The sequence below is a fragment of the Acidimicrobiales bacterium genome, from assembly GCA_033344915.1.
Classification (GTDB): Bacteria; Actinomycetota; Acidimicrobiia; order Acidimicrobiales; family Aldehydirespiratoraceae; genus JAJRXC01.
The window spans coordinates 2,303,022-2,322,498 of sequence record JAWPML010000001.1 but is presented as its reverse complement, the minus strand read 5'-3'; the positions used below and the strand labels follow the sequence as shown (position 1 = coordinate 2,322,498).

Here is a 19,477-nt window from a genome sequence, read left to right as displayed (position 1 = left end):
CGCCCTAGGGTGCACCCGTGATCTCGGCAGTTCTCTTCGATTTCGGCGGCGTCATCCTGTCCAGCCCGTTCGACGCCTTCAACGTCTACGAGGCCGAGGTCGGGCTGGCAAAGGACACGATCCGCACGATCAACGCCACGAATCCGGACGACAACGCGTGGGCCCGGTTCGAGCGCGGCGATCTGGACCCGGCCGGGTTCGTGGAGGTGTTCGAACGGGAGGCGCGAGCGCTCGGCCACGAGGTCGATGCGCGCCGGGTCCTCGACTCGCTGCGCGGCCACGTCCGGCCGGAGATGGTCGAGGCACTTCGCCGCTGCGGTGAGCGGTTCAAGACGGCGTGCCTCACGAACAACTTCCGCGACCCGTCACCCGGCGGCCCGGCCGAGGATCGAGCGCACGAGATGGCAACGATCATGGCGTTGTTCGACGAGGTCGTGGAGTCGAGCGTGGTCGGCGTGCGCAAGCCCGAGCCCCGCTTCTACGAGATCGCCTGCGAGCGGCTGGGCGTCGAACCCGACGCGTGCGTCTTCCTCGACGATCTGGGGGTCAACCTCAAGCCGGCGAGGGCGATGGGCATGACCACGATCAAGGTGATGGACCCGGCGGTTGCGCTCGCAGAGCTGGAAGCCGTCGTCGGGATCCCGCTCCGGTGAGCCATCACCTGACGACATGCGTCATCGTGTATTGAACTGACGAATATCGTCAGTCTCTATTGATCTGACGGAAGTCGTCAGTATAGTGATCGCATGGACTCTGTGGAGGAACCGCACCGCGGCTATGCCGCCGTCCTCGTCGATGTCGTCGGCTCGCGGGATCACCCGGATCGCGCCGCGCTCCAGCGGGCGGTGCAGACGGCGGCGGATCGGGCGAACGCCGCTGCGCCGGGCCTCGACCCACTCACGGCGACGGTGGGAGACGAACTCCAGGCCACCTATGCGGGGGTCATGGATGCGATCGCGGCTGTCGCGCGCTTGCGGCTCGAGCTGATCGGCATGGTGGACGTCCGTGCGTCCATCGGTTGGGGAAGCATTGAGATCCACGACCCGGCCCGTACGCCGTTCGGCCAGGACGGACCGGCCTGGTGGGCGGCCCGCGCCGCACTCGAACGGCTGTCCGACGGGACGGTCCGATGGGAGGGCCGCCTCGCCGTCGCCTACGCCGACCCGGTGTCGTCGTCGACGGACGGGGTTGGCGGGCTCCCGCCGCCGCGGCCGCTCGATGCCCGATCCGTCGATCTCGTTCGCAGCCACCTCATCCTGCTCGACCACGCGCTCGCCGGACTCGACCGGGTCGAGGCCCGCATCCTGCTCGGTGATCTGGAGGGTCGGCCGACCGACGAGATCGCCGCCGAGGTGGGGATCAGTGCGAGCGGTGTGTCCCAACGGCGTCGTCGGAACAATCTCCGCGCCCTCGCCGCCGCCGTCGACGCGCTACACAGTCCGTCATGACCGCGCTCGCCATCGTCCTGCTCGCCATCGGCTTCGGCGACCTGACCCACGGCCTCGCCGGTATGCCCTCGTCGCGCAATCGGGCCGTGCTGGCGATCGGCGTCAGCCTCCTCGTCGGCGTGGTCGGGGTGCTGGGCAACGACGGTCGAGGCCAGGACGCCGTCGTGACGATCGTCGTCGTCGCCATCGTCGCGTCGGCCTGGCAGCTGGTCCGCGTCGGGTTCACGGCCCCTCAGCTCCAGCTGGCCACGCTGGGCGGTGGGATCGGTGCGGCGGCCGTCATCTCCACGCTGCACTTCTCGGGCCACAACGGCCGCTGGGGCGATTTCCTCGACGAGTCCCGCATCGACCTGGTCCGGGAGACACCGGCTGCGGAGGTCCTGCTCGTCCTCGGTGTCGGGGTGGTGATGGTCGCCACCGCGAACGCGATCGTGCGGGTCGTGCTCGATGTCGTCATCGACGGCGACCCGCCGACGACGCGCATCCGCGGCGGTCGGGTGATCGGTCCGCTCGAACGCCTCCTGATCGTCGGGCTCGTCCTCGCCGGGCAGCCGACCACGGCCGCCCTGGTGGTCACGGCGAAGTCGCTCCTGCGCTACCCGGAGCTACGCAGCCACGATGACGTCGACGTCCACGCGGTCACCGAATACGTGCTGATCGGCTCGTTGATGAGCTGGGCTCTCGCTCTCGCAGCGACCATTCCGTTCGCCTGAACGGTCGGCTCAGGTCGGGTCGTCGACGCTCAGGGCCCGGTCGAGCAGCTCGGCCTGCTCCTGGGCGTGCACCTTGATGCTGCCGCATGCCGGTGAGCCGGACTCGAATCGGCTCGCTCGGCGGATCTTGTGCGAGCGTTCGTGGCGCTCGTAGAGCCGGCCCTTGATCGCATTCCACGCGCCCATGTTCTCCGGCTCCTCCTGGAGCCACATGATCTCGTCCGCGTTCGGATAGCGGGCCAGCTCGGCGGCCACGGCGTCGAAGGGCCAGGGATAGAGCTGCTCCACCCGGGCGATCGCGACCGGCGCGCCCCGCTTGTCGCGCTCGGTCTCCGCGTCGACCGCGATCTTGCCGCTGCACAACACGAGACGACGGACCTCGGCCGGGTCGATCCCGGACCGATCCGGCAGCAGCTCCTCGAACGTGCCGGACAGCAGGTCGCTGACCGGGGAACGGCTCTGCTTGGCCCGTAGCAACGACTTCGGCGTGAACACGACGAGCGGCGTGCGATGGTGTTGGAGCATCTGGCGGCGCAGCAGGTGGAAGAACTGGGCGGCCGTGGTGGCGTTGCAGATCTGCATGTTGTCCTCGGCCGCGAGCAGCAGGAACCGCTCGATGCGGGCCGACGAGTGCTCGGGTCCCTGTCCTTCGAAGCCGTGGGGGAGCAGGAGGACGAGACCGGAGTCCTGTTGCCATTTGTCCTTCGCGGCGACGATGAACTGATCGATGATGATCTGCGCGCCGTTGGCGAAGTCGCCGAACTGGGCCTCCCAGATGACCATCGCCTCGGGTTTCGCGACCGAATAGCCGTATTCGAATCCGAGCGCGGCGTACTCGCTGAGGAGCGAGTCGTAGATCCACAGCTCGGTGTCGTCGCCCGCGAGGTCGGCGAGGGGCACGTGCTCGGCGCCGGTCTCGTAGTCCACGAGCGTGGAGTGGCGATGGCTGAACGTGCCGCGCCGCGAGTCCTGGCCGGCGAGGCGGATCGAGGTGCCCTCGAGCAGCAGCGACCCCATGGCCATCGCCTCGCCGAGCGCCCAGTCGATCTCACCGGCGGCGAACATCTCGTCGCGCCGGTCGAACTGCTGGCCGAGTTTCGGATGGACGGTGAACCCCTCCGGGGTCGAGGAGAGGGCGGCGTAGATCCGGTCGACGGTGACCCGATCGATCGACGTGCGCAGGTGGGGCAGCACACCGATCGGTTGCACCGGGGGCTGGGCCCGCGCGTCGGGGTCGTGGGGGATCTCGCGCGTGCTGTCGAGCGCGGCCTGCAGACGCGCCTTGAAGTCGGCCAGCGCGTCCTCCTCCTCTTCCGGCGTGAGGTCACCCCGCTTCACGAGTGACGTCGTGTACTGGGCGCGCACGGACGGGCGGGCGTCGATGCGGCGGTACATCTCCGGGAGGGTGTAGCTCGGGTCGTCGCCTTCGTTGTGACCGTGGCGTCGGTAGCAGATCATGTCGATCACGACGTCCTTGTTGAACTGCTGGCGATACGCGAAGGCGAGCCGGGCGACCCGGACACAGGCTTCGGGATCGTCGCCGTTCACGTGGAAGATCGGCGCCTGGATCATCTTGGCGACGTCGGTCGAGTACTCCGAGGACCGGGCGACGTCCGGGGTGCTCGTGAAGCCGACCTGGTTGTTGATGATGACGTGGACGGTGCCACCGACGCGATAGCCACGGATCTGCGACAGGTTGAGCGTCTCCGCCACGACGCCCTGACCGGCGAAGGCCGCGTCGCCGTGGATCAACAGGGGGAGCACGGGGTACGCGTCGAAATCGGATCCCTCCGGGATCGAGTCCATGCGGGCGCGGACCATGCCGACCACCACCGGGTCGACCGCCTCGAGGTGGGACGGGTTGGCGGCCAGCTCCACCGGGATGGTGTTGCCGTTGCGGCTCTCGAACACGCCCGTCTGGCCGAGGTGGTACTTCACGTCGCCCGAGCCCTGGGTCATCTGGCTGATCGAGCCGCCCTCGAACTCGTTGAACAGCTCGCCGTAGGTCTTCCCGACGATGTTGACGAGCACGTTCAGCCGGCCGCGGTGGGCCATGCCCATGATGACCTCGGCGAGGCCCGCGTCGGCCGCGGCGCCGATCACCGCGTCCACCAACGGGATCGTGCTCTCGGCCCCTTCGATGCCGAAGCGCTTCTGGCCCACGTACTTCGTGCCGAGGAACGTCTCCAGCGCCTCCGCCGCGTTCAGTCGGGAGAGGACATGGCGCTGTTCGTCGGCGTCGATCGTGCGGTCGGCGCCCTCGAGCTGTTCCTGCATCCAGCGCTTCTCCACCGGATCCTGGATGTGCATGTACTCGACGCCGATCGTGCGGCAGTAGGCGTCACGAAGCACGCCGAGCAGGTCCCCCAGGGGCATCTTCGGTCGACCGCCCACCTGGGCGTAGATGCCGGTGTCGGTGCCGGTGAGGAACTCGCGGTCGAGGTCCCAGATCGTGAGGCCGTAGGTGGCGGGATCGAGCTCCGCGTGCATCGTCGGTTCCTTGACCTGGAGCGGATCGAGATCCGCGATCAGATGGCCGCGCACGCGATGCATGTTGATCAGCTGGTTGACCTTGGCCTGCTTCTCCAGCAGCGACGTCTCGCGGTCCACCGGGTTGACGTCGCGGCGCCACTTGACCGCCTCGTAGGGCACGTCGAGAGCGCGGAAGATGTCGACGTAGAAGTCGTCCTCCCCCAGCAGCAGCTCGTGGACCTTCTTGAGGAACATGCCGGACTCGGCGCCCTGGATGATCCGGTGGTCGTAGGTCGAGGTGACCGTGATCACCTTCGACACGCCGAGATCGGCGAGCTTCGCGGGATCGGCCGCCTCGAACTCCGTCGGGAACGAGATCGACCCGACGCCGACGATCAGTCCCTGGCCGGCCATCAGCCGGGGGACGCTCTGGAGCGTGCCGATCGTGCCCGGGTTCGTGAGGCTCACGGTCGTCCCGACGAAGTCGTCCGGAGACAGCTTGCCGTCGCGGACCTTGCGGATCAGCGCTTCGTAGCGGTCGATGAACTCCCGGAAGTCGAGCGTGTCGGCATCCTTGATGCACGGCACCATCAGTGTCCGCGAGCCGTCGGACTTCTCGAGATCGACCGCGATTCCCAGACCCACGTGGGGGTTGCGGACGAGCAGGGGCTTGCCGTCCGCATCGGCCTCGTAGGTGTTGTTCATCGCCGGCATCTCGTCCGCGATCGCCCGCACGACGGCGTAGCCGATCAAGTGGGTGAAGCTCACCTTGCCCGTCTGCTTGCGAGCCAGGTGCCCGTTGATGACCTTCCGGTTGACCTCCAGCAGCTTCGCGGGGATCTGCCGGAACGAGGTGGCCGTCGGGACGCCGAGGGAGGCCTCCATGTTCGCCACGATCCGGGCGCCGGCGCCCCGGATGGGGGAGGCGTTGCTTTCGTTGCCTTCGCCGGCATTCGCCGGAACCGCGGCAGGTGGTGCGTCCTGCGGCGGCGCGGGGGCCGCCGTGGGCTCCGGGGTGGCAGTCGGCGCGGGGCTGGGGGTCTCGGGCTCCGGGGCGGCAGTCGGTGGCGGGGTCGGCGTCGGGGCGGACCAGTCGGCGATGGGGGCGACGGTGGGCCTGGTCACCTCGTTGCCGGCGACCTCGATCGGCGCGGGGGGAGGGGGTGGTGGGGCGGTGGTCCCGGTGCCGTTGCTGCCGTTCTCGAAGACACCGCGCCAGCTCGCGTCCACCGACGTGGGGTCGGCTTCCCACCGGGCGCGCATCTCGTCGACGAGCCAGGCGTTGGGGCCCAGATCGGCAGGGTCATCGGTGGTAGCCACAGCGGGAGTCTATGGGCTGGAGGAGGGGCTGACTGGTGAGCCGAAACGGGAGCCGTGCGGCGGATAGGGTGCCGCCGTGCGCATCGTCACGTGGAACGTCAACTCGCTCAACGCGCGACTCGGTCGGGTCGAGCGCTGGCTCCAGACCTTCGAGCCGGACGTGCTGTGCCTCCAGGAGACCAAGCTCGCCGACGACGCCTTCCCGGCCCTCACCTTCGAGGCGCTCGGCTACGAGACGTTCCACCACGGGCAGGGCCAGTGGAACGGTGTCGCGATCCTCAGCCGGGTCGGCATCGAGGATCCGATCGGCGGGTTCGGTGACGGCGGGGAGCCGGACGCGGACGCCCGCATCGCCTGGGCGACCTGCGGCGGCGTGCGGGTGGCGTCCTGCTACGTGCCCAACGGCCGATCGCTCGACCACGAGCACTACCAGTACAAGTTGCGCTGGCTCGACCGCCTCGCGGCCGATCTGGACGGGCAGTGCACGCCGACGGACGATGTCGTCGTGTGCGGAGACTTCAACATCGCTCCCGACGACCGCGACGTCTACGACCCGAAGAAGTTCGTGGACGAGACCCACACGAGCACGCCCGAGCGGGAGCGGATCCAGCAATTGCTGGACTGGGGGCTGGTCGACGTGTTCCGAGAACACCACGACGAGGGCGGGCTCTACTCGTGGTGGGACTACCGGGCCGGGAACTTCCACAAGAAGCTCGGCATGCGGATCGACCTCCACCTCGCCACGCGCTCCGTGGCGGACTCGGTCGGCGTCGCCCTCGTGGACCGCAACGAACGCAAGGGACCGAAGGACGACCCGCCGAGTGACCACGCCCCCGTCCTGATCGACGGCGCCCGCTGACGATGCTGACTCCGCTCGACGAGCACCAGCTCCTCGTCTTCTGGACTCAGCTCCTCGTTCTCGTCGCGATGGCGCGCCTGTGCGGCGAACTGATGCGGCGGATCAACCTGCCGTCGGTCATCGGCCAACTCGCGGCCGGGGTGATCCTCGGCCCGTCCATCTTCGGCCGGGTGTGGGAGGACGGCTTCCACTGGTTCCTGCCCGACTACCAGATCAGCTCGGGCGCGCTCCTCGCCGTCAGCTGGCTCGGCGTCGCCCTCCTGCTGGTCACCGCCGGCTTCGAGACGGATCTCGGGCTCATCCGGCGCCTCGGCCGCGCCGCCGCGCTCGTAACGGGCTTCAGCCTCGTCGTCCCCCTCATCGGCGGACTGGGGGTCGGCATCCTGCTGCCGGACTCCTTCGTCGGCGCCGAGAGCAACCGCACCGTCTTCGCCCTGTTCGTCGCGGCGGCCCTCTCCGTCTCCGCCCTCGCCGTCATCGCCAAGATCCTCTCCGAACTCGGCCTCATGCGCCGCGACTTCGGGCAGATCACGGTCGCCGCCGGCATGGCGAACGACGTCGTCGGCTGGGTGATGCTCGCGGTGTTCGCCGGTTTCGCCGTCTCGGGCGAGGTCTCCCTCAGCGCCGTCCTCAAGACCGTGGTCGGTCTGGCCGCGTTCCTCGCGATCGCGATGACCCTCGGCCAGCGGGCCGTGGACCGTGCCCTGCGCTGGGTACGGCGCGACGGCGCGAACGTGTCCGGCGCGATGAGCGTCGCGATCTTCACCATGCTCGTCTACGGCGTCGCCACCCAGGCGCTCGGGATCGAAGCGGTTCTCGGTGCGTTCGTGGCGGGGGTGGTGCTCCACCGCTCCCGGTTCCAGCAGCCCGAGGTGCTGCACCACATCGAGTCGTTGACCACCACGTTCCTCGCGCCGATCTTCTTCGCGACCGCCGGGTTGCGCGTCGACCTCGGTCTGCTCGGGGAGGACGATGCACTGGCGTGGGCCGCCGTGGTGGTGGCGGTCGCCATCGTCTTCAAGTTCGCCGGAGCCTTCGTCGGTGCTCGCCTCGCCGGTCAGAGCAACCGGGCGGCAACGGCGCTGGGGGCGGGGCTCAACGCCCGCGGTGCACTCGAGATCGTCATCGCGTCGGTCGGACTGTCCCTCGGCGTCTTCAACGAGACGGCCTACACCGTCATCGTGATCGTCCCGCTGGTCACCTCGATCTTCGCCGCGGTCAGCCTCCGCATCGTCGTGCGGGATTGGCGGGGGAGCGACGAGGAACAGGAACGCCTCGAACGCGAGGAGGCGCTGAGCCGCAATCTCGTCGTGAAGTCGTCGCGGATCCTGCTCCCCTCCCAGGGTGAGCCGGCGTCGATCGCCGCCGCCCAACTCGTGCACTTCGCGTGGCCCACGGAGGCACCGGCGACGATCGTGTCCGTTCGCCGCAACGGCGAATGGCCGGACGTCTCCGTGGTCGAAGCGGTGCTGGACGAGCGTGAGGTCGATCATCGCCAGGTCAAGGGCGACGACATCGCCGGATCCATCGTCGCCGAATCGCGGCTCGGCTACGGCGTGATCGCGGTGGGGGTGGCGGCCCGTCACGAAGGTCAGCTCTACTCACCGATGGTCGACGAACTGCTGCTCAACGCCACGCTGCCGGTCGTGATCGTGCGTCGGGCCCGTGGCCTGGACCGCCCGCTCCCTCCCGCGTTCAGCCGCGTGATCGTGCCGGTGACCGGCACCCGCTCGAGCCGCTCGGCGCAGGAGGTCGCGTTCTCCATCTCGTCGAACCTCGGGACCGAGGTCGTGCTCACCCACGTGCTGAGCCGCTCGTCGCCGTTGCCGCGCATCTTCGGTCGCCGCCAGCGAGAGGACGATCCCGCCATGGCGGTCGCCGACCAGATGATCGAGGGCGCGGCGGCCCTCGCGACGGAATCGGGCCTCCAGACCCGCGCCGTGGTGCGCGAGTCCGACACGGCGGGCGCGGCGCTCGTCGCCGCCGCTCGCGAAGAGACGGCGGACCTCGTCGTGCTCGGCGCCCAGCTGCGCAACGTCGACGGACGTCCCTTCCTCGGAAACACCGTCGAGACCGTGCTCGAGCAGAGCGACGCCACGGTCGTGGTCGTCGCCTATCCGCGGACCCGTGAGGGCGGGGAGCACTGAACCGCTTCCCGTTGGCGGGGTGACCACCTAGGGTCTTGCCATGGGTGGAACACGTTCGAGAATGCTCGTCGCGCTGTGCGCGGCCGTTGTCCTGTTCGCCGCGGCATGCAGCGACGACTCGTCCGATGATGCGGCCCCCGACGACCCCGTGGTCACCGACGACGGTGGCGCGGGGGATGACGGCGCGGATGACGCGCCTTCCGACGACAGTGCTGCCGACGACAGTGCTGCCGACGACAGTGCCGCCGACGACAGTGCCGCCGACGACAGTGCCGCCGACGACGGTGCTGCCGACGACAGTGCCGCCGACGACGGGTCCGGCGAGGATGACGTCGACGGCGACGATGCGGTGGACCCGCCGCCCGACGACCCGGCCCTCGTGGTGGACGGCAACACCCTCACCGTGAACTGGGACGCCGTGACGCCCACCTTCATCCCGCCTGCCGCCGGGAGCGCCGATCCCTTCTTCCACATCCACTCCAGCAACGCGGTCGACGGGTTCTACCTGTCGTTCGAGATGTACACGGTGTGGGGTGGTGCCTGGACGGGCGAGACCGGGACCTTCGAGATCGGGTGCAACGACCAGGTGGCGGACAGTGGCATCTGTGTCCACTTCATCCCCGTCAGCGCGGAAGGCAACGACCTCGGCGCGGACTTCGGCGCGACGGGGACCGTCACGATCAACCAGCTCGACGAGAGCGGCTACGACCTCGTCGTGTCGGGCCTCACCTTCAGTGACGGCACGACGTTCGCCGACTTCGCCATGGTCGGCTGAGCAAACCGCCGGCTAGCCGATCGGGGAACTGATCTCGAGGAGGCGGGGGCCGAAGCGCCGGGCCTTGCCGGAGCCGACGCCGGGGACGGCGGCGAGTTCGTCGATGGTGCTCGGACGGGCTTCGGCGATGCCTCGCAGGGCGGCGTCGGACAGCACGGCCCCCGGAGCGATCTTCGCCTGGAGGGCGGCGTGCTCGCGCCACGCGGTGAGGCTCTCCACGACGGGTGTCACGAGGTCGGTGAGGTCGATGTCCGGCGTGTCGTGGCCGATGCGCTCGCGGAGCTCGCCGACGTCCGGATGGATCGGCGCGAGGTCGTCCGTGGTCGCGAAGGCATCGAGCCAGGGTGACGGCGCCCGCCGGTGGACCGTGTCGCCGACGGTCCGTTCCGTCGCCCAGGTGACGTGCAGCTCGCGCTCGGCCCGGGTGGTCGCCACGTAGAGGAGGCGCTGCTCCTCGGCTCGCGCCGCCTTGGTGCGGGCGAACGTGATCGGCACCAGTCCGTCCTCGAGACCGACGAGATGGACGATCGGCCACTCCAGCCCCTTGGCCGAGTGGAACGTGGCGAGCTCGACGGCGTCGCCCGCCGCCCCCACGCGGTCGTCGTGGCGAAGGGCGGTGACGAATTCGTCGACGGACGCGTCGGGCTCGAGCACGAGATGGTCGCGGGCGAGGTCGAGGAACGCGTCCACCATTGCCTGCCGCTCCGCGTCGAGGGGCTCGTGTCCGGCCGTCCGCTCGTCGGCGAGGGCGGCACTGAGCGACCCCTTCGCCGGCCAGCGCTCCAGCACGTCGATGATCTCCGGGCGGCGCAGGAGCGCGCCCTCGCCGCGGCTGCGCGTCGGGATGCCCGTGGCCTCGAGGGCGGAGCGGAGCGCCGGAAGCTGGGCGTTGGTGCGGGCGAGAACGGCCTGGTGGCGCCACGGCGCGCCCGGCTTCCGGCGGGCCCGCACGGCCCGCGCGAGGAGCAGGCCCTCCTGGTCGAGCGGCGCGCCGGTCACGGTCGGGGCGTCGCCGGACATCCGGTGTGCCGGCTGCGGCTCCTTGTCGAGCACGCGGCCCGCGGCGGCCAACACCTCCGGGGTGGAGCGGAAGTTGGTGCGTAGGTGGACGACCGCGACGCCGGGAAGATGCTCGTCGATGTCGTTGATGAACCGGGGATCCGCACCGTTCCACCCGTAGATCGCCTGGTCCGGGTCACCGACCACCACGAGCGTGGATTCGGGGCCCCGAAGGGATTCGAGCACGGCGAACTGGAGCGGGTTGACGTCCTGGAACTCGTCGACGAACAGGTGGCGGTGGCGCCAGCGCTGGGCGTCGGCGAACGCCGTCTCGCGTTGCATCGTCGCGTGGCACAGGGCCAGCACGTCGTCGAAGTCGATGAGGCGGCGCTCGCGCTTGGACTCCTGGTACCCGGCGTAGGCCTTCGCCACGAACGCGGCGCTGCGGGGTGGTCGGCGGCGCGCGGCCTCCGCTGCCTCGCCGTAGCCCTCGGGCGTGATCAGCCGGGCCCGGGCCCACCCGATCTCCGCATCGAGGTCGGCGACCACGGCGCGATCGAGGCGGGGGTGGGCGCGGGCGAGATAGGCCATTCGCCGGTCGAGCAGGGTCGGGTGGGTGCGGCCGGTGTGATCCCAGAAGCGACGCAGCGTCGCCAGGGCGGCGGCGTGGAACGTGCCGGCGGCGACGTCCTCGCGCAGGCCGAGCCGGCGGGTGCGGGCCCGCAGCTCGGCGGCGGCGCGGCGGGTGAAGGTGAGTGCCAGGACGCGACGGGGGTCGTGGGTGCCCTCGCTCGACTGCCACGCGATGCGGCGGGTGAGCACGCGGGTCTTGCCCGAACCGGCACCGGCGATGATGCACAGCGGGTTCGCCGCGGTCGTGACCGCGTCGCGCTGTTCGTCGGTGAGCCCTTCGAGCAGCGGATCGGACGGTGACGACGGTGACACGGAGCGCACCCTACCCACTCGACCCGAGGCGACTCGCCGGTAGGGTCGCCCCGATGGAGCCCGTCAGCCCGGCCCGATTCGAGCGCCTCGTGGGCGACGCCCTCGACGCGCTGCCGGAGGAGCTCGGTCGCCTCATGGAGAACGTCGCGGTCGTCGCCGTGGACCGTCATCCGACGGAGGACCTGCTCGGCCTCTACGAGGGCATCCCCCTCACCGAACGCGATGACTACGGCGGCCTGGTGATGCCGGACGTCATCTCGCTGTACCGCTTGCCGTTGTGCGAGATGTGCGACGACGACGACGAGTTGATCGAGGAGATCGCGGTCACGGTCGTACACGAGATCGCCCACCACTTCGGCATCGACGACGAGTCCCTCCACGAGTGGGGATGGGGCTAGCTAATCTGCCCGCATGCCCTTTCCCCGTCATCTGCTGACCGACGACGAAGATCTGGTGCTCGACCTCCGGCCGCACTGGTGGTATCTCGCGCCCGCGGTCGCCCTGCTCGCCGTCGCGGTTCTCTTCGGGCTCCTCGCGCTGATCAACAACTGGACGAGTTGGATCTCGGTCCCGATCGGCGTCTGGGTGCTGGTCGCCCTCGGCTACTTCGGCATCCGGTACCTCACCTGGACCACGATCAACTTCGTGGTCACGAGTGAGCGGGTCATCTCTCGCACCGGCGTCGTCTCGAAGCAGGGCATCGAGATCCCCCTCGACCGCATCAACACGGTGTTCTTCAACCAGTCCGTGTTCGAGCGGATGATCGGGGCCGGCGATCTCGGGATCGAGTCGGCCGGTGAGGGCGGGCGGCAGACCTTCACCGACATCCGCCGCCCGAATCTCGTCCAGAACGAGATCTACCGGCAGGTCGAAGGGCTCGAGGACCGCAAGCTCCATCGGCTGGGCCAGGCGGCGTCGTCGGCCGCGCCGGCCGAGGCGTCCATCCCCGAGCAGATCGAGAAGCTCGACCAGTTGCGACGGCAGGGCGTGGTCACCGACGAGGAGTTCGAGGCGAAGAAGCGCGAACTCCTCGATCGCATGTGATGGCGGTCTTCGACCGCAGCTTCGCCGAACTCTCCACCCTCGAGCTCCACGATCTACTCCGTCTGCGCGTCGACGTCTTCGTCGTGGAGCAGGCGTGCCCGTATCCGGAACTGGACGGGCGGGACACCGAGACGACCACGCGCCACGTCTGGATGGCGGACGACGCTGGTCCGCAGGCCTACGTCCGTCTCCTCGACGACGGGGAGGCCCGCCGCATCGGCCGGGTCGCGACCCGGTCCGACGCCCGCGGCAACGGTCACGCCGGGGCGCTGGTGGACCATGTGATCGCGACGTCGAGCGGCCCGTGGGTCCTCGACGCCCAGTCCCATCTCGCGGAGTGGTACACGGCGCGCGGCTTCGTGGCGTGCGGCCCGGAGTTCGTCGAAGACGGCATCGCCCACGTCCCGATGCGCCGCGACGACTGAACGGTCAGTCCTGCTCGATCCCGTCAGTCCTGGCCGATCGGGGCCACGCGAGCGGGATCGATGTGGAGGCGGATGGTCGTCCCCGGAGTGGCACCGTCGGCGAGCGCGAAGGCGAGTCGACCGAGGTCGGTGTCGACCTCGACGTCGTGGTGATCGCCGCGGAAACGACTGGAGACGACCGTGGCGGTGAGCTCGCCGGCCGGATCGATCGTCGCGGCGTCGCGCCGCAGCACCCGCCGATCGTCACCCTCGCCCACGAGGTTGGTGTGTCCGAGGAAACGGGCGACCGTCTCCGTTCGGGGGTCGGCGTAGAGCGAGTGGGGGGCGTCGACGCGCAGCACCCGCCCGGCGTCCATGACCGCGATCCGGTCGGCAAGCGCGAAGGCTTCGTCCTGGTCGTGGGTGACGTGGACCGCCGCGGTCCCGGAGGCCGACAGGACGCCGGGGAGGTCATCCACGAGGCGATCGCGCAGGGCCCGGTCGAGCGCACCGAGCGGCTCGTCGAGGAGAAGGAGGCGGGGTCCGGGCGCGAGTGAACGAGCGAGCGCCACCCGCTGCGCCTCGCCACCCGACAGCGTGGACGGGTCGCGATCGGTGAAGCCGCCCAGCCCGACCAGGGCCAGCAGTTCGGCCACGCGGGTCCGCCGCTCGGCCCCGTCGACGCCCTGCATGCGCAGCCCGAACTCGATGTTCTCGCCGACCCGGCGGTGGGGGAAAAGGGTCGGGTCCTGGAAAACCATGCCGATGCCGCGCTCGTGGGGCGGTCGCTCGGTCGCGTCCTCACCGTCGATCAGGAACCGGCCCCGGTCGAGCGGCTGGAGCCCGGCCATCACCCGCAGGAGGGTCGACTTGCCGCAGCCGCTGGGGCCCAGCACGACCAGCGTCTCGGCGGGTTGGACCGCGAGCGAGACGCCGTCGAGCGCGGTCGTCGAACCGAAGCGAACCGTGGCATCCTCCAGGCTCCACATCAGAAGACCCCCTCGTCGTTCGACCGGCCGGACTCGATCACGAACGCGGCCGCGGCGACGAGGACCATCATCACGACGGCGAGCGCCATCGCTTGGCCGCGCAGTAGGTCGCCCGGGGTGGACAGGAGCCGGAAGAGCGCCCGCGGGGCCGTGAGTGTCTCGGGTCGGCGGGGGAGGAAGGCGGTCGCGCCGAACTCGCCGACCGACACCGCGAACGCGAAGCCGGCGCCCACGAGCAGGCCGCGACGGGCGATCGGCAGGTCGATCTCGCGGCGCACCCGGCTCGGCGGCGCCCCGAGTGTGGCGGCGGCCTCGCGCAGCGCCGGATCGATCCGCCGCAGGATCGGCACCATCGTGCGGACGACGAAGGGCACGCCGACGAGCGCGTGGGCCACGGGCACGATCCACCATCGGGTGCGGAAGTCGACCGGTGGTTCGTCGAGGGCGAGGAGGATGCCGAAACCGATGGTCACGGCACTGGTGCCGAGCGGGATCGTCAGCCCGAGATCGAACACATGGCTCAGTGATCGGCGGCCGTGCACCACGATGAGGGCGGCGAGCGTCCCCACGACGATGGCGATGATCATGGCGAGCGAGGCGTAGACGATCGTGTTGCGCAGGGCGGTCGTGGCGGGGGCCGGGAGCTGGTTCACGCGGGTCGAGAGGGCGCGATAGTGATCGAGCCCGTAGCCGCCGCCGACGGCGAACGACCGCTCCACGATCACGGCGATCGGGGTGACCAGCAACAGGGCGGCGGTCACGCCGTTCAGCAATCGCCACCGCCGCCGGCTGGGCGCCAGTGGCCGGGCGACGTGGGTCGTGATCGGTCGGCGCCGCTCGAGCATCGTGGTCACCGCGACGAGCGCGACGACGGCGACCAGCTGGAGCACCGCGATCGCGGCGGCGGACCTGAAGTCGGTCCGGGTGACGGCGTAGCGGTGGATCTCGGTCTCGATCGTCGCCTGCCGCGGCCCGCCGAGCACGAGGATCACGCCGAACGACGTGAAGGAGAACAGAAAGACGATCGATGCCGCCGAGGCGAGCACCGGGCGCAGGCGGGGGAGGGTCACCTCGGTGAAGGCCCGCCGGCGGCTCGCCCCGAGCATGCGGGCCTGTTCCTCCATGCGGGGGTCGAGGCCGGCCCAGAAGGAGCCGACCGAGCGGACGACCACGGCGTAGTTGAAGAACAGGTGGGCGATGAGGATCGCCCAGATCGTGTGCCGGGCGCGGATCGTGCCCTCGTCGAGTCCGGTCCGCGCGAAGAGCTCGGCGAAGGCGCCGGCGACGAGCACCGTGGGCATCACGAAGGGCACCGTGACGAGGGCCCGGAGCCGGCGGCGCATGCGGGGAGTGGCGCGGGCGACGATCGACGCGGCGGGCAGGGCGACCGCGAGGGTCACGACGGTCGACAGCGTCGCCTGCCACATGGTGAACCAGACGGCGTCGCGCGTCCGCGAGGTCGCCCACACGTCGCTCATGGCGCCGAAACCGTCGCCCCCCAGACCGCGCCACAACACGGTCGCGACCGGGTACGCGAAGAACACGGCGAAGAAGGCCGCCGGGACGACGGCCGCCGCGTTGATCAGCCGAGAACGATCTCGACCCACCGGTCCGTCCACTCGTCGCGGTTCGCCTCGACCTCCGCCGGGTCCAGGATGAGCGGGTCGTCGCTGAGCCGGGCGTGTTCGACGAAGGCCGGCGGAAGGGTTGCCTCGTCCGACACCGGGAAGACGAACATGTTGAGCGGCACGTCGTCCTGGAACGTCGGGGTCAGCAGGAAGTCGATCAGCTGCCGGGCGGCGTCGGGTTGGTCCGTCCCGGCGAGGACGCCGGCGAACTCGATCTGGCGGTAGCACGAGTCGAGCAGCAAGCCGGTCGGGGGCGTGTCGACCGGCGGGTCGGCGAAGATGACCTCGGCCGGCGGGCTCGACGCGTAGCTGACGACGAGCGAGCGATCGCCGCCACCGGCGACGAAGGATCCGTAGTAGGCGTCCTCCCACCCGGCGGTGACCTCGACGTCGTTGGCGGCCAGGTCCGCCCAGTACTGCTCCCAGTCGTCGGTCCCGGCGATGGTGGCGAGCAGGAACGCGAGCCCGGGCGACGACGACTCGGGACTCTGGACGACGAGCTCCCCGGCGAGCGCCGGATCCGTCAGGTCCTCGAGGGTGGTCGGTGGCGTCACGCCATCGGGCAGGGCGTCGATCCAGTAGTTCACGCACACGTCGCCGTAGACGACCGGGGTGACGCGGTGGTCGGCGTCCAACTGGAACTCGGTGGGCACGACGGCGAGCCCCGGCGAGTCGTACGCCTCGAAGATGCCGCCGTCGAGGGCCCGCTGGAGGAAGGTGTTGTCCACGCCGTACAGCACGTCGCCGAGGGGGTTCCCGGCCGAGAGGATCGCCTCGCTCACCATCTGGCCCGCATCGCCCGAGGCGAGGAGTTCGACGGTCACGCCCGTCTCCGCGGTGAAGGCGGCGAGCGTCTCGTCGCTGACAGCGAACGAATCGTGGGTCACGAGGGTCAGGGTGAGCCCGTCGTCATCACCGCAGGCCGACGCGAGCAGTCCGACGGTCAGGACCACGAGCAGCAGGTGGGTCAGTCGTTTCATTGCTTCCTCCGCTGGCATTACCCAGATCAGGTTCAGGCGGGTCGCCGACGCATCTGGTCGACCTCTCAGCCCGGCTGTCCCGAGCTCCCCGGATTCAGTTGTGCTCCCACTCTAGGTCGCCGTTCCGCCCGTAGCCTCCTCTCCCATGACGGCCCTCCTCGCGCTCGCCTCCGCGCTGATCATCGGCGGGTCCGACTTCGGCGGGGGCGTCGCCACGAAGCGCGACAGCACCTTCCGGGTCACCGCCGTCGCCCAGATCGCGGGTGGCGTGACGGCGGTCGTGTTCGTGGTCGTCGTCGGCTGGGACGCGGTCACGACCACCGATGTGGTCGCGGGAGCGATCGCCGGCGCGTCCGGCACGTTCTCGTTCATCTGCTTCTACCGGGCGCTGTCCGAAGGGGTGATGAGCGTCGTCGCCCCGACGACCGCCGTGGTCGGGGCCGCCTTTCCCGCCTTCGTGGGCATCGCCCGCGGTGAGGAGCTCGGCGTGGTGACGGCGGTCGGGTTGGTGGTGGCGATCATCGCGATCGTGCTCGTCACCCGCGAACGCCGTGATGCGGACGGGGCGACGACGCCGCGCTCGGCGATGGTGCTCGCCCTCGTCGCGGGCGTCGGCTTCTCGATCTTCTTCATCGCGCTGGCGGAGACGGAGACGGCGGCGGGGATGTGGCCGCTGGTGGTCGCCCGCGTCGTGTCGGTGCCCGTGGTCTGTGTCGTGGCGTGGCGGATCACCCGACGGGTCCTCCCGGCCAACCGGTCGAGCCTCGCCCTGGCCTGCTACACCGGGGTCACGGAGATGATCGCGAATGCGCTCCTGCTGATCGCCCTGCGCCGCGGGGAGCTCGCCATCGCCTCGGTCTTCGGCTCGCTCTACCCGGTCAGCACCGTGCTGCTCGCCTGGGTGTTCCTGCGCGAACGCCTCGCCCGTCATCAGGTGGCGGGCGTCGTGCTCGCACTGGCGGCGATCGCACTCGTCGCGCTCTGACCGGTCTCACCCCGCGTCGGTCAGCGGACGGCGGCCGTAACGGACGCGCACGGCGAAGATGACGGCGATCTCGGCGAGGAGCACGAGACTGACGATGACGACGATCGGGTTGTCCGCGTCAGTGCCGACGAGCCAGCCGTGGACGAGCACGAGGATCAGGAGGGGCGCGCTCAGAAGGTGCAGGAGCCGCCACAGTCGTTGATCGAGCCGGCGGCGCATCCACGACGACGCCTGCACGACGACCAGCAGCCAGGCGCTGACGACTCCGAGCGCGACCGCGGTCGTCTCCTCGTCGCTGCGGAACGGGATCAGCACCTCGGCGAGCGTGTAGTCCACGAAGTCGTCGATGACGATCGCGCCGACGTGCACGACCGTGAGCAGCAGGGTCAGGTTGCCCAGGTGACGGTGGAGGTCGAGCAGCCAGGCGGGGGAGGGGCGGCGTTCGAGGACGCGGCTGGCGAGCAGGAGTCCCCAGATGGTGGCCACGGCGAGCAGGACCCAGCCGAGCAGGCCGGAGGTTCGGGTGAGGTACCAGGTGAACTCGTCGGTCACAGCGCCCATTCTCGGCGCGCCGGCTCGGCGAGCCAGCCATCGTCGAGAAGGAAGCGTTCGGTCGGACCGACGGTGGTGAGCGAACCGTCCGCCTCCACGAGCCACGCCGTGGCGCCCGCCCGCTCGACGAGCGCCCGGGCTTCGAGCCACGGCGCGACGCTGGCGGCCGTTGCCAGCATCTCGGCTCCCGCCGCGCTCGCGGCGATGACGGCGGCGACGCGGGGTGCGGCGGCGGGCTGCCCGGTCGAGGGGTCGATGAGGTGGTGGCGGCCGTCGTCGGTCCGCCTCTTGGTCGGGCCGGAGACCGCCACGCCGCCGTCCCGCAGTCCGACGAGCGCGGGCGCGTCGGACCGGTCCGGGTGGGGTGACTCGATCTCGACCAGGGCGCGCGTGCGGCTGCGGATCCGCGTGTCGCCGCCGATGCTCGCGCCGGCGTGCGTCGCGCCAGCCTCGAACAGCAACGATGCGGCGACGTCCGCGGTCCAGCCCTTGGCGATACCACCGAGGTCGATCGCCGTCCCTTCGGGGACGTGGACGAGACCCGAGTCGCCGTCGACCGTCACGTCGTCGATCCGATGCGGGACCGGACCGGCGTCGTCCCAGGCCCGGTCGCCGGCGTAGCCCGCGGCCACGAGGTCGAGTCCCCGGGTCGGGTCGAACCAGCCGCCGGTGAGGGTGCGACCCGCGAGAGCGATCTCGATGATCCTGGCCGTGGACGGACGGGCGACCGCCGGGCCGTCGGCCGCGTTGATACGGCTCAGCTCGCTGTCCGGCAGGAAGCGGGACCAGCGCTGCTCGAGGGTGGCGACGATCGTCAGCGCGGCGTGCACCGCCATCTCGGAGGCGTTCGTCGTCAGCACGACCTCCGCACCCATGGCGGGTCGCCGGGTCGTGCGCAGGTCGTCAGCTCGCACCGGACCGTCCGATCCGCGGTGGTGGGGTGACGGCCGGCTCATCGACCCCGGTGTCGTTTCCCGCGTCGGCCGCCGCCATCAGCTCGGCGGCCACGACCTCGGCCCGCCAGGCGGCAGTGGCACCGACGGCGGTGCCGCTCGACTCGTCGATCTCCTCGTCGGCCGCCTCGGCCATCGCGCCGACGCTGCCGACCGCAACCGCCGCGGTCACGCCCGACGCCACCCAGCGGCTGACCCGGGCGGGACGGCGAGGCGGGCGGCGCACGGGCTCCATGACGCCATTGTTCACATCCGGAGATGAAG

The 19,477-nt window shown here is 70.4% G+C and carries 18 protein-coding genes and 1 riboswitch; of the genes, 10 read left to right on the top strand and 8 right to left on the bottom strand.

What is annotated here, in order from left to right; all coding sequences use genetic code 11:
• Positions 1–17: 17 nt before the first annotated feature.
• The 3 genes from R8F63_11335 (at position 18) to R8F63_11325 (ending at position 2,161) form a co-directional block, all read left to right on the top strand.
• Positions 18–653, top strand: a complete 636-nt coding sequence (locus R8F63_11335; GenBank protein ID MDW3219193.1) for an HAD-IA family hydrolase — start codon at positions 18–20, stop codon at positions 651–653.
• Positions 654–746: 93 nt separating this feature from the next.
• Positions 747–1,448, top strand: a complete 702-nt coding sequence (locus R8F63_11330; protein ID MDW3219192.1) for a SatD family protein — start codon at positions 747–749, stop codon at positions 1,446–1,448.
• On the top strand, positions 1,445–2,161 hold the full coding sequence (locus R8F63_11325) for a hypothetical protein (GenBank protein MDW3219191.1): 717 nt from the start codon (positions 1,445–1,447) through the stop codon (positions 2,159–2,161). The genes R8F63_11330 and R8F63_11325 overlap by 4 nt, the downstream gene beginning before the upstream one ends.
• 9 nt (positions 2,162–2,170) lie before the next feature.
• Here the strand turns inward: R8F63_11325 and R8F63_11320 are convergent, their stop codons facing one another.
• Complete coding sequence (locus tag R8F63_11320) at positions 2,171–5,953, bottom strand: multifunctional oxoglutarate decarboxylase/oxoglutarate dehydrogenase thiamine pyrophosphate-binding subunit/dihydrolipoyllysine-residue succinyltransferase subunit (GenBank protein ID MDW3219190.1); 3,783 nt, start codon at positions 5,951–5,953, stop codon at positions 2,171–2,173.
• Between the two features lie 76 nt (positions 5,954–6,029).
• Here R8F63_11320 and R8F63_11315 point away from each other — a divergent pair, with 76 nt between their 5' ends.
• The 3 genes from R8F63_11315 to R8F63_11305 are packed head-to-tail and all read left to right on the top strand — an operon-like array spanning position 6,030 to position 9,734.
• Positions 6,030–6,812: an exodeoxyribonuclease III gene (locus R8F63_11315; protein ID MDW3219189.1), complete on the top strand. Its 783-nt coding sequence runs from the start codon at positions 6,030–6,032 to the stop codon at positions 6,810–6,812.
• Positions 6,813–6,814: 2 nt separating this feature from the next.
• Positions 6,815–8,959, top strand: a complete 2,145-nt coding sequence (locus tag R8F63_11310) for a cation:proton antiporter (GenBank protein MDW3219188.1) — start codon at positions 6,815–6,817, stop codon at positions 8,957–8,959.
• Positions 8,960–8,999: 40 nt separating this feature from the next.
• Positions 9,000–9,734 carry a hypothetical protein gene (locus R8F63_11305; protein ID MDW3219187.1) on the top strand — a complete coding sequence of 245 codons (735 nt, stop codon included), beginning with the start codon at positions 9,000–9,002 and terminating at the stop codon, positions 9,732–9,734.
• A 12-nt stretch (positions 9,735–9,746) separates the two neighbouring features.
• On the opposite strand, the gene R8F63_11300 is transcribed toward R8F63_11305, so the two are convergent.
• Complete coding sequence (locus tag R8F63_11300; protein ID MDW3219186.1) at positions 9,747–11,678, bottom strand: ATP-dependent DNA helicase UvrD2; 1,932 nt, start codon at positions 11,676–11,678, stop codon at positions 9,747–9,749.
• Between the two features lie 53 nt (positions 11,679–11,731).
• Between R8F63_11300 and R8F63_11295 the strand changes: the two genes are divergently transcribed.
• The 3 genes from R8F63_11295 to R8F63_11285 are packed head-to-tail and all read left to right on the top strand — an operon-like array spanning position 11,732 to position 13,147.
• Positions 11,732–12,076, top strand: a complete 345-nt coding sequence (locus tag R8F63_11295) for a metallopeptidase family protein (protein MDW3219185.1) — start codon at positions 11,732–11,734, stop codon at positions 12,074–12,076.
• 13 nt (positions 12,077–12,089) lie between these two features.
• A complete protein-coding gene (locus R8F63_11290) occupies positions 12,090–12,722 on the top strand; it encodes a PH domain-containing protein (GenBank protein ID MDW3219184.1) in 633 nt (210 codons plus the stop codon).
• Entirely contained in the window at positions 12,722–13,147 is a 426-nt protein-coding gene (locus tag R8F63_11285; GenBank protein MDW3219183.1) for a GNAT family N-acetyltransferase, read from the top strand. Before R8F63_11290 ends, R8F63_11285 begins: the two co-directional genes overlap by 1 nt.
• A gap of 23 nt (positions 13,148–13,170) precedes the next feature.
• On the opposite strand, the gene R8F63_11280 is transcribed toward R8F63_11285, so the two are convergent.
• The 3 genes from R8F63_11280 to R8F63_11270 form a co-directional block, all read right to left on the bottom strand.
• Positions 13,171–14,115 (bottom strand): ABC transporter ATP-binding protein, encoded by a 945-nt coding sequence (locus R8F63_11280; protein MDW3219182.1) that lies wholly within the window; start codon positions 14,113–14,115, stop codon positions 13,171–13,173.
• The gene (locus R8F63_11275; protein MDW3219181.1) at positions 14,115–15,722 is read right to left on the bottom strand and encodes an iron ABC transporter permease; all 1,608 of its coding nucleotides are present in this window, start codon (positions 15,720–15,722) and stop codon (positions 14,115–14,117) included. Before R8F63_11275 ends, R8F63_11280 begins: the two co-directional genes overlap by 1 nt.
• Complete coding sequence (locus R8F63_11270; GenBank protein ID MDW3219180.1) at positions 15,698–16,723, bottom strand: thiamine ABC transporter substrate-binding protein; 1,026 nt, start codon at positions 16,721–16,723, stop codon at positions 15,698–15,700. The genes R8F63_11275 and R8F63_11270 overlap by 25 nt, the downstream gene beginning before the upstream one ends.
• Positions 16,710–16,823: riboswitch (TPP riboswitch) on the bottom strand. (Overlaps the previous gene by 14 nt.)
• A 45-nt stretch (positions 16,824–16,868) precedes the next feature.
• Here R8F63_11270 and R8F63_11265 point away from each other — a divergent pair.
• Complete coding sequence (locus R8F63_11265) at positions 16,869–17,708, top strand: DMT family transporter (protein MDW3219179.1); 840 nt, start codon at positions 16,869–16,871, stop codon at positions 17,706–17,708.
• Positions 17,709–17,714: 6 nt separating this feature from the next.
• Here the strand turns inward: R8F63_11265 and R8F63_11260 are convergent, their stop codons facing one another.
• Genes R8F63_11260 through R8F63_11250 form a run of 3 tightly spaced genes read right to left on the bottom strand, consistent with a single transcriptional unit; the run spans position 17,715 to position 19,448 of the window.
• Positions 17,715–18,260: a ferric reductase-like transmembrane domain-containing protein gene (locus R8F63_11260; protein ID MDW3219178.1), complete on the bottom strand. Its 546-nt coding sequence runs from the start codon at positions 18,258–18,260 to the stop codon at positions 17,715–17,717.
• Positions 18,257–19,174 carry an FAD:protein FMN transferase gene (locus tag R8F63_11255; GenBank protein MDW3219177.1) on the bottom strand — a complete coding sequence of 306 codons (918 nt, stop codon included), beginning with the start codon at positions 19,172–19,174 and terminating at the stop codon, positions 18,257–18,259. The genes R8F63_11260 and R8F63_11255 overlap by 4 nt, the downstream gene beginning before the upstream one ends.
• Positions 19,164–19,448: a hypothetical protein gene (locus R8F63_11250; GenBank protein MDW3219176.1), complete on the bottom strand. Its 285-nt coding sequence runs from the start codon at positions 19,446–19,448 to the stop codon at positions 19,164–19,166. Before R8F63_11250 ends, R8F63_11255 begins: the two co-directional genes overlap by 11 nt.
• Positions 19,449–19,477: the final 29 nt, after the last annotated feature.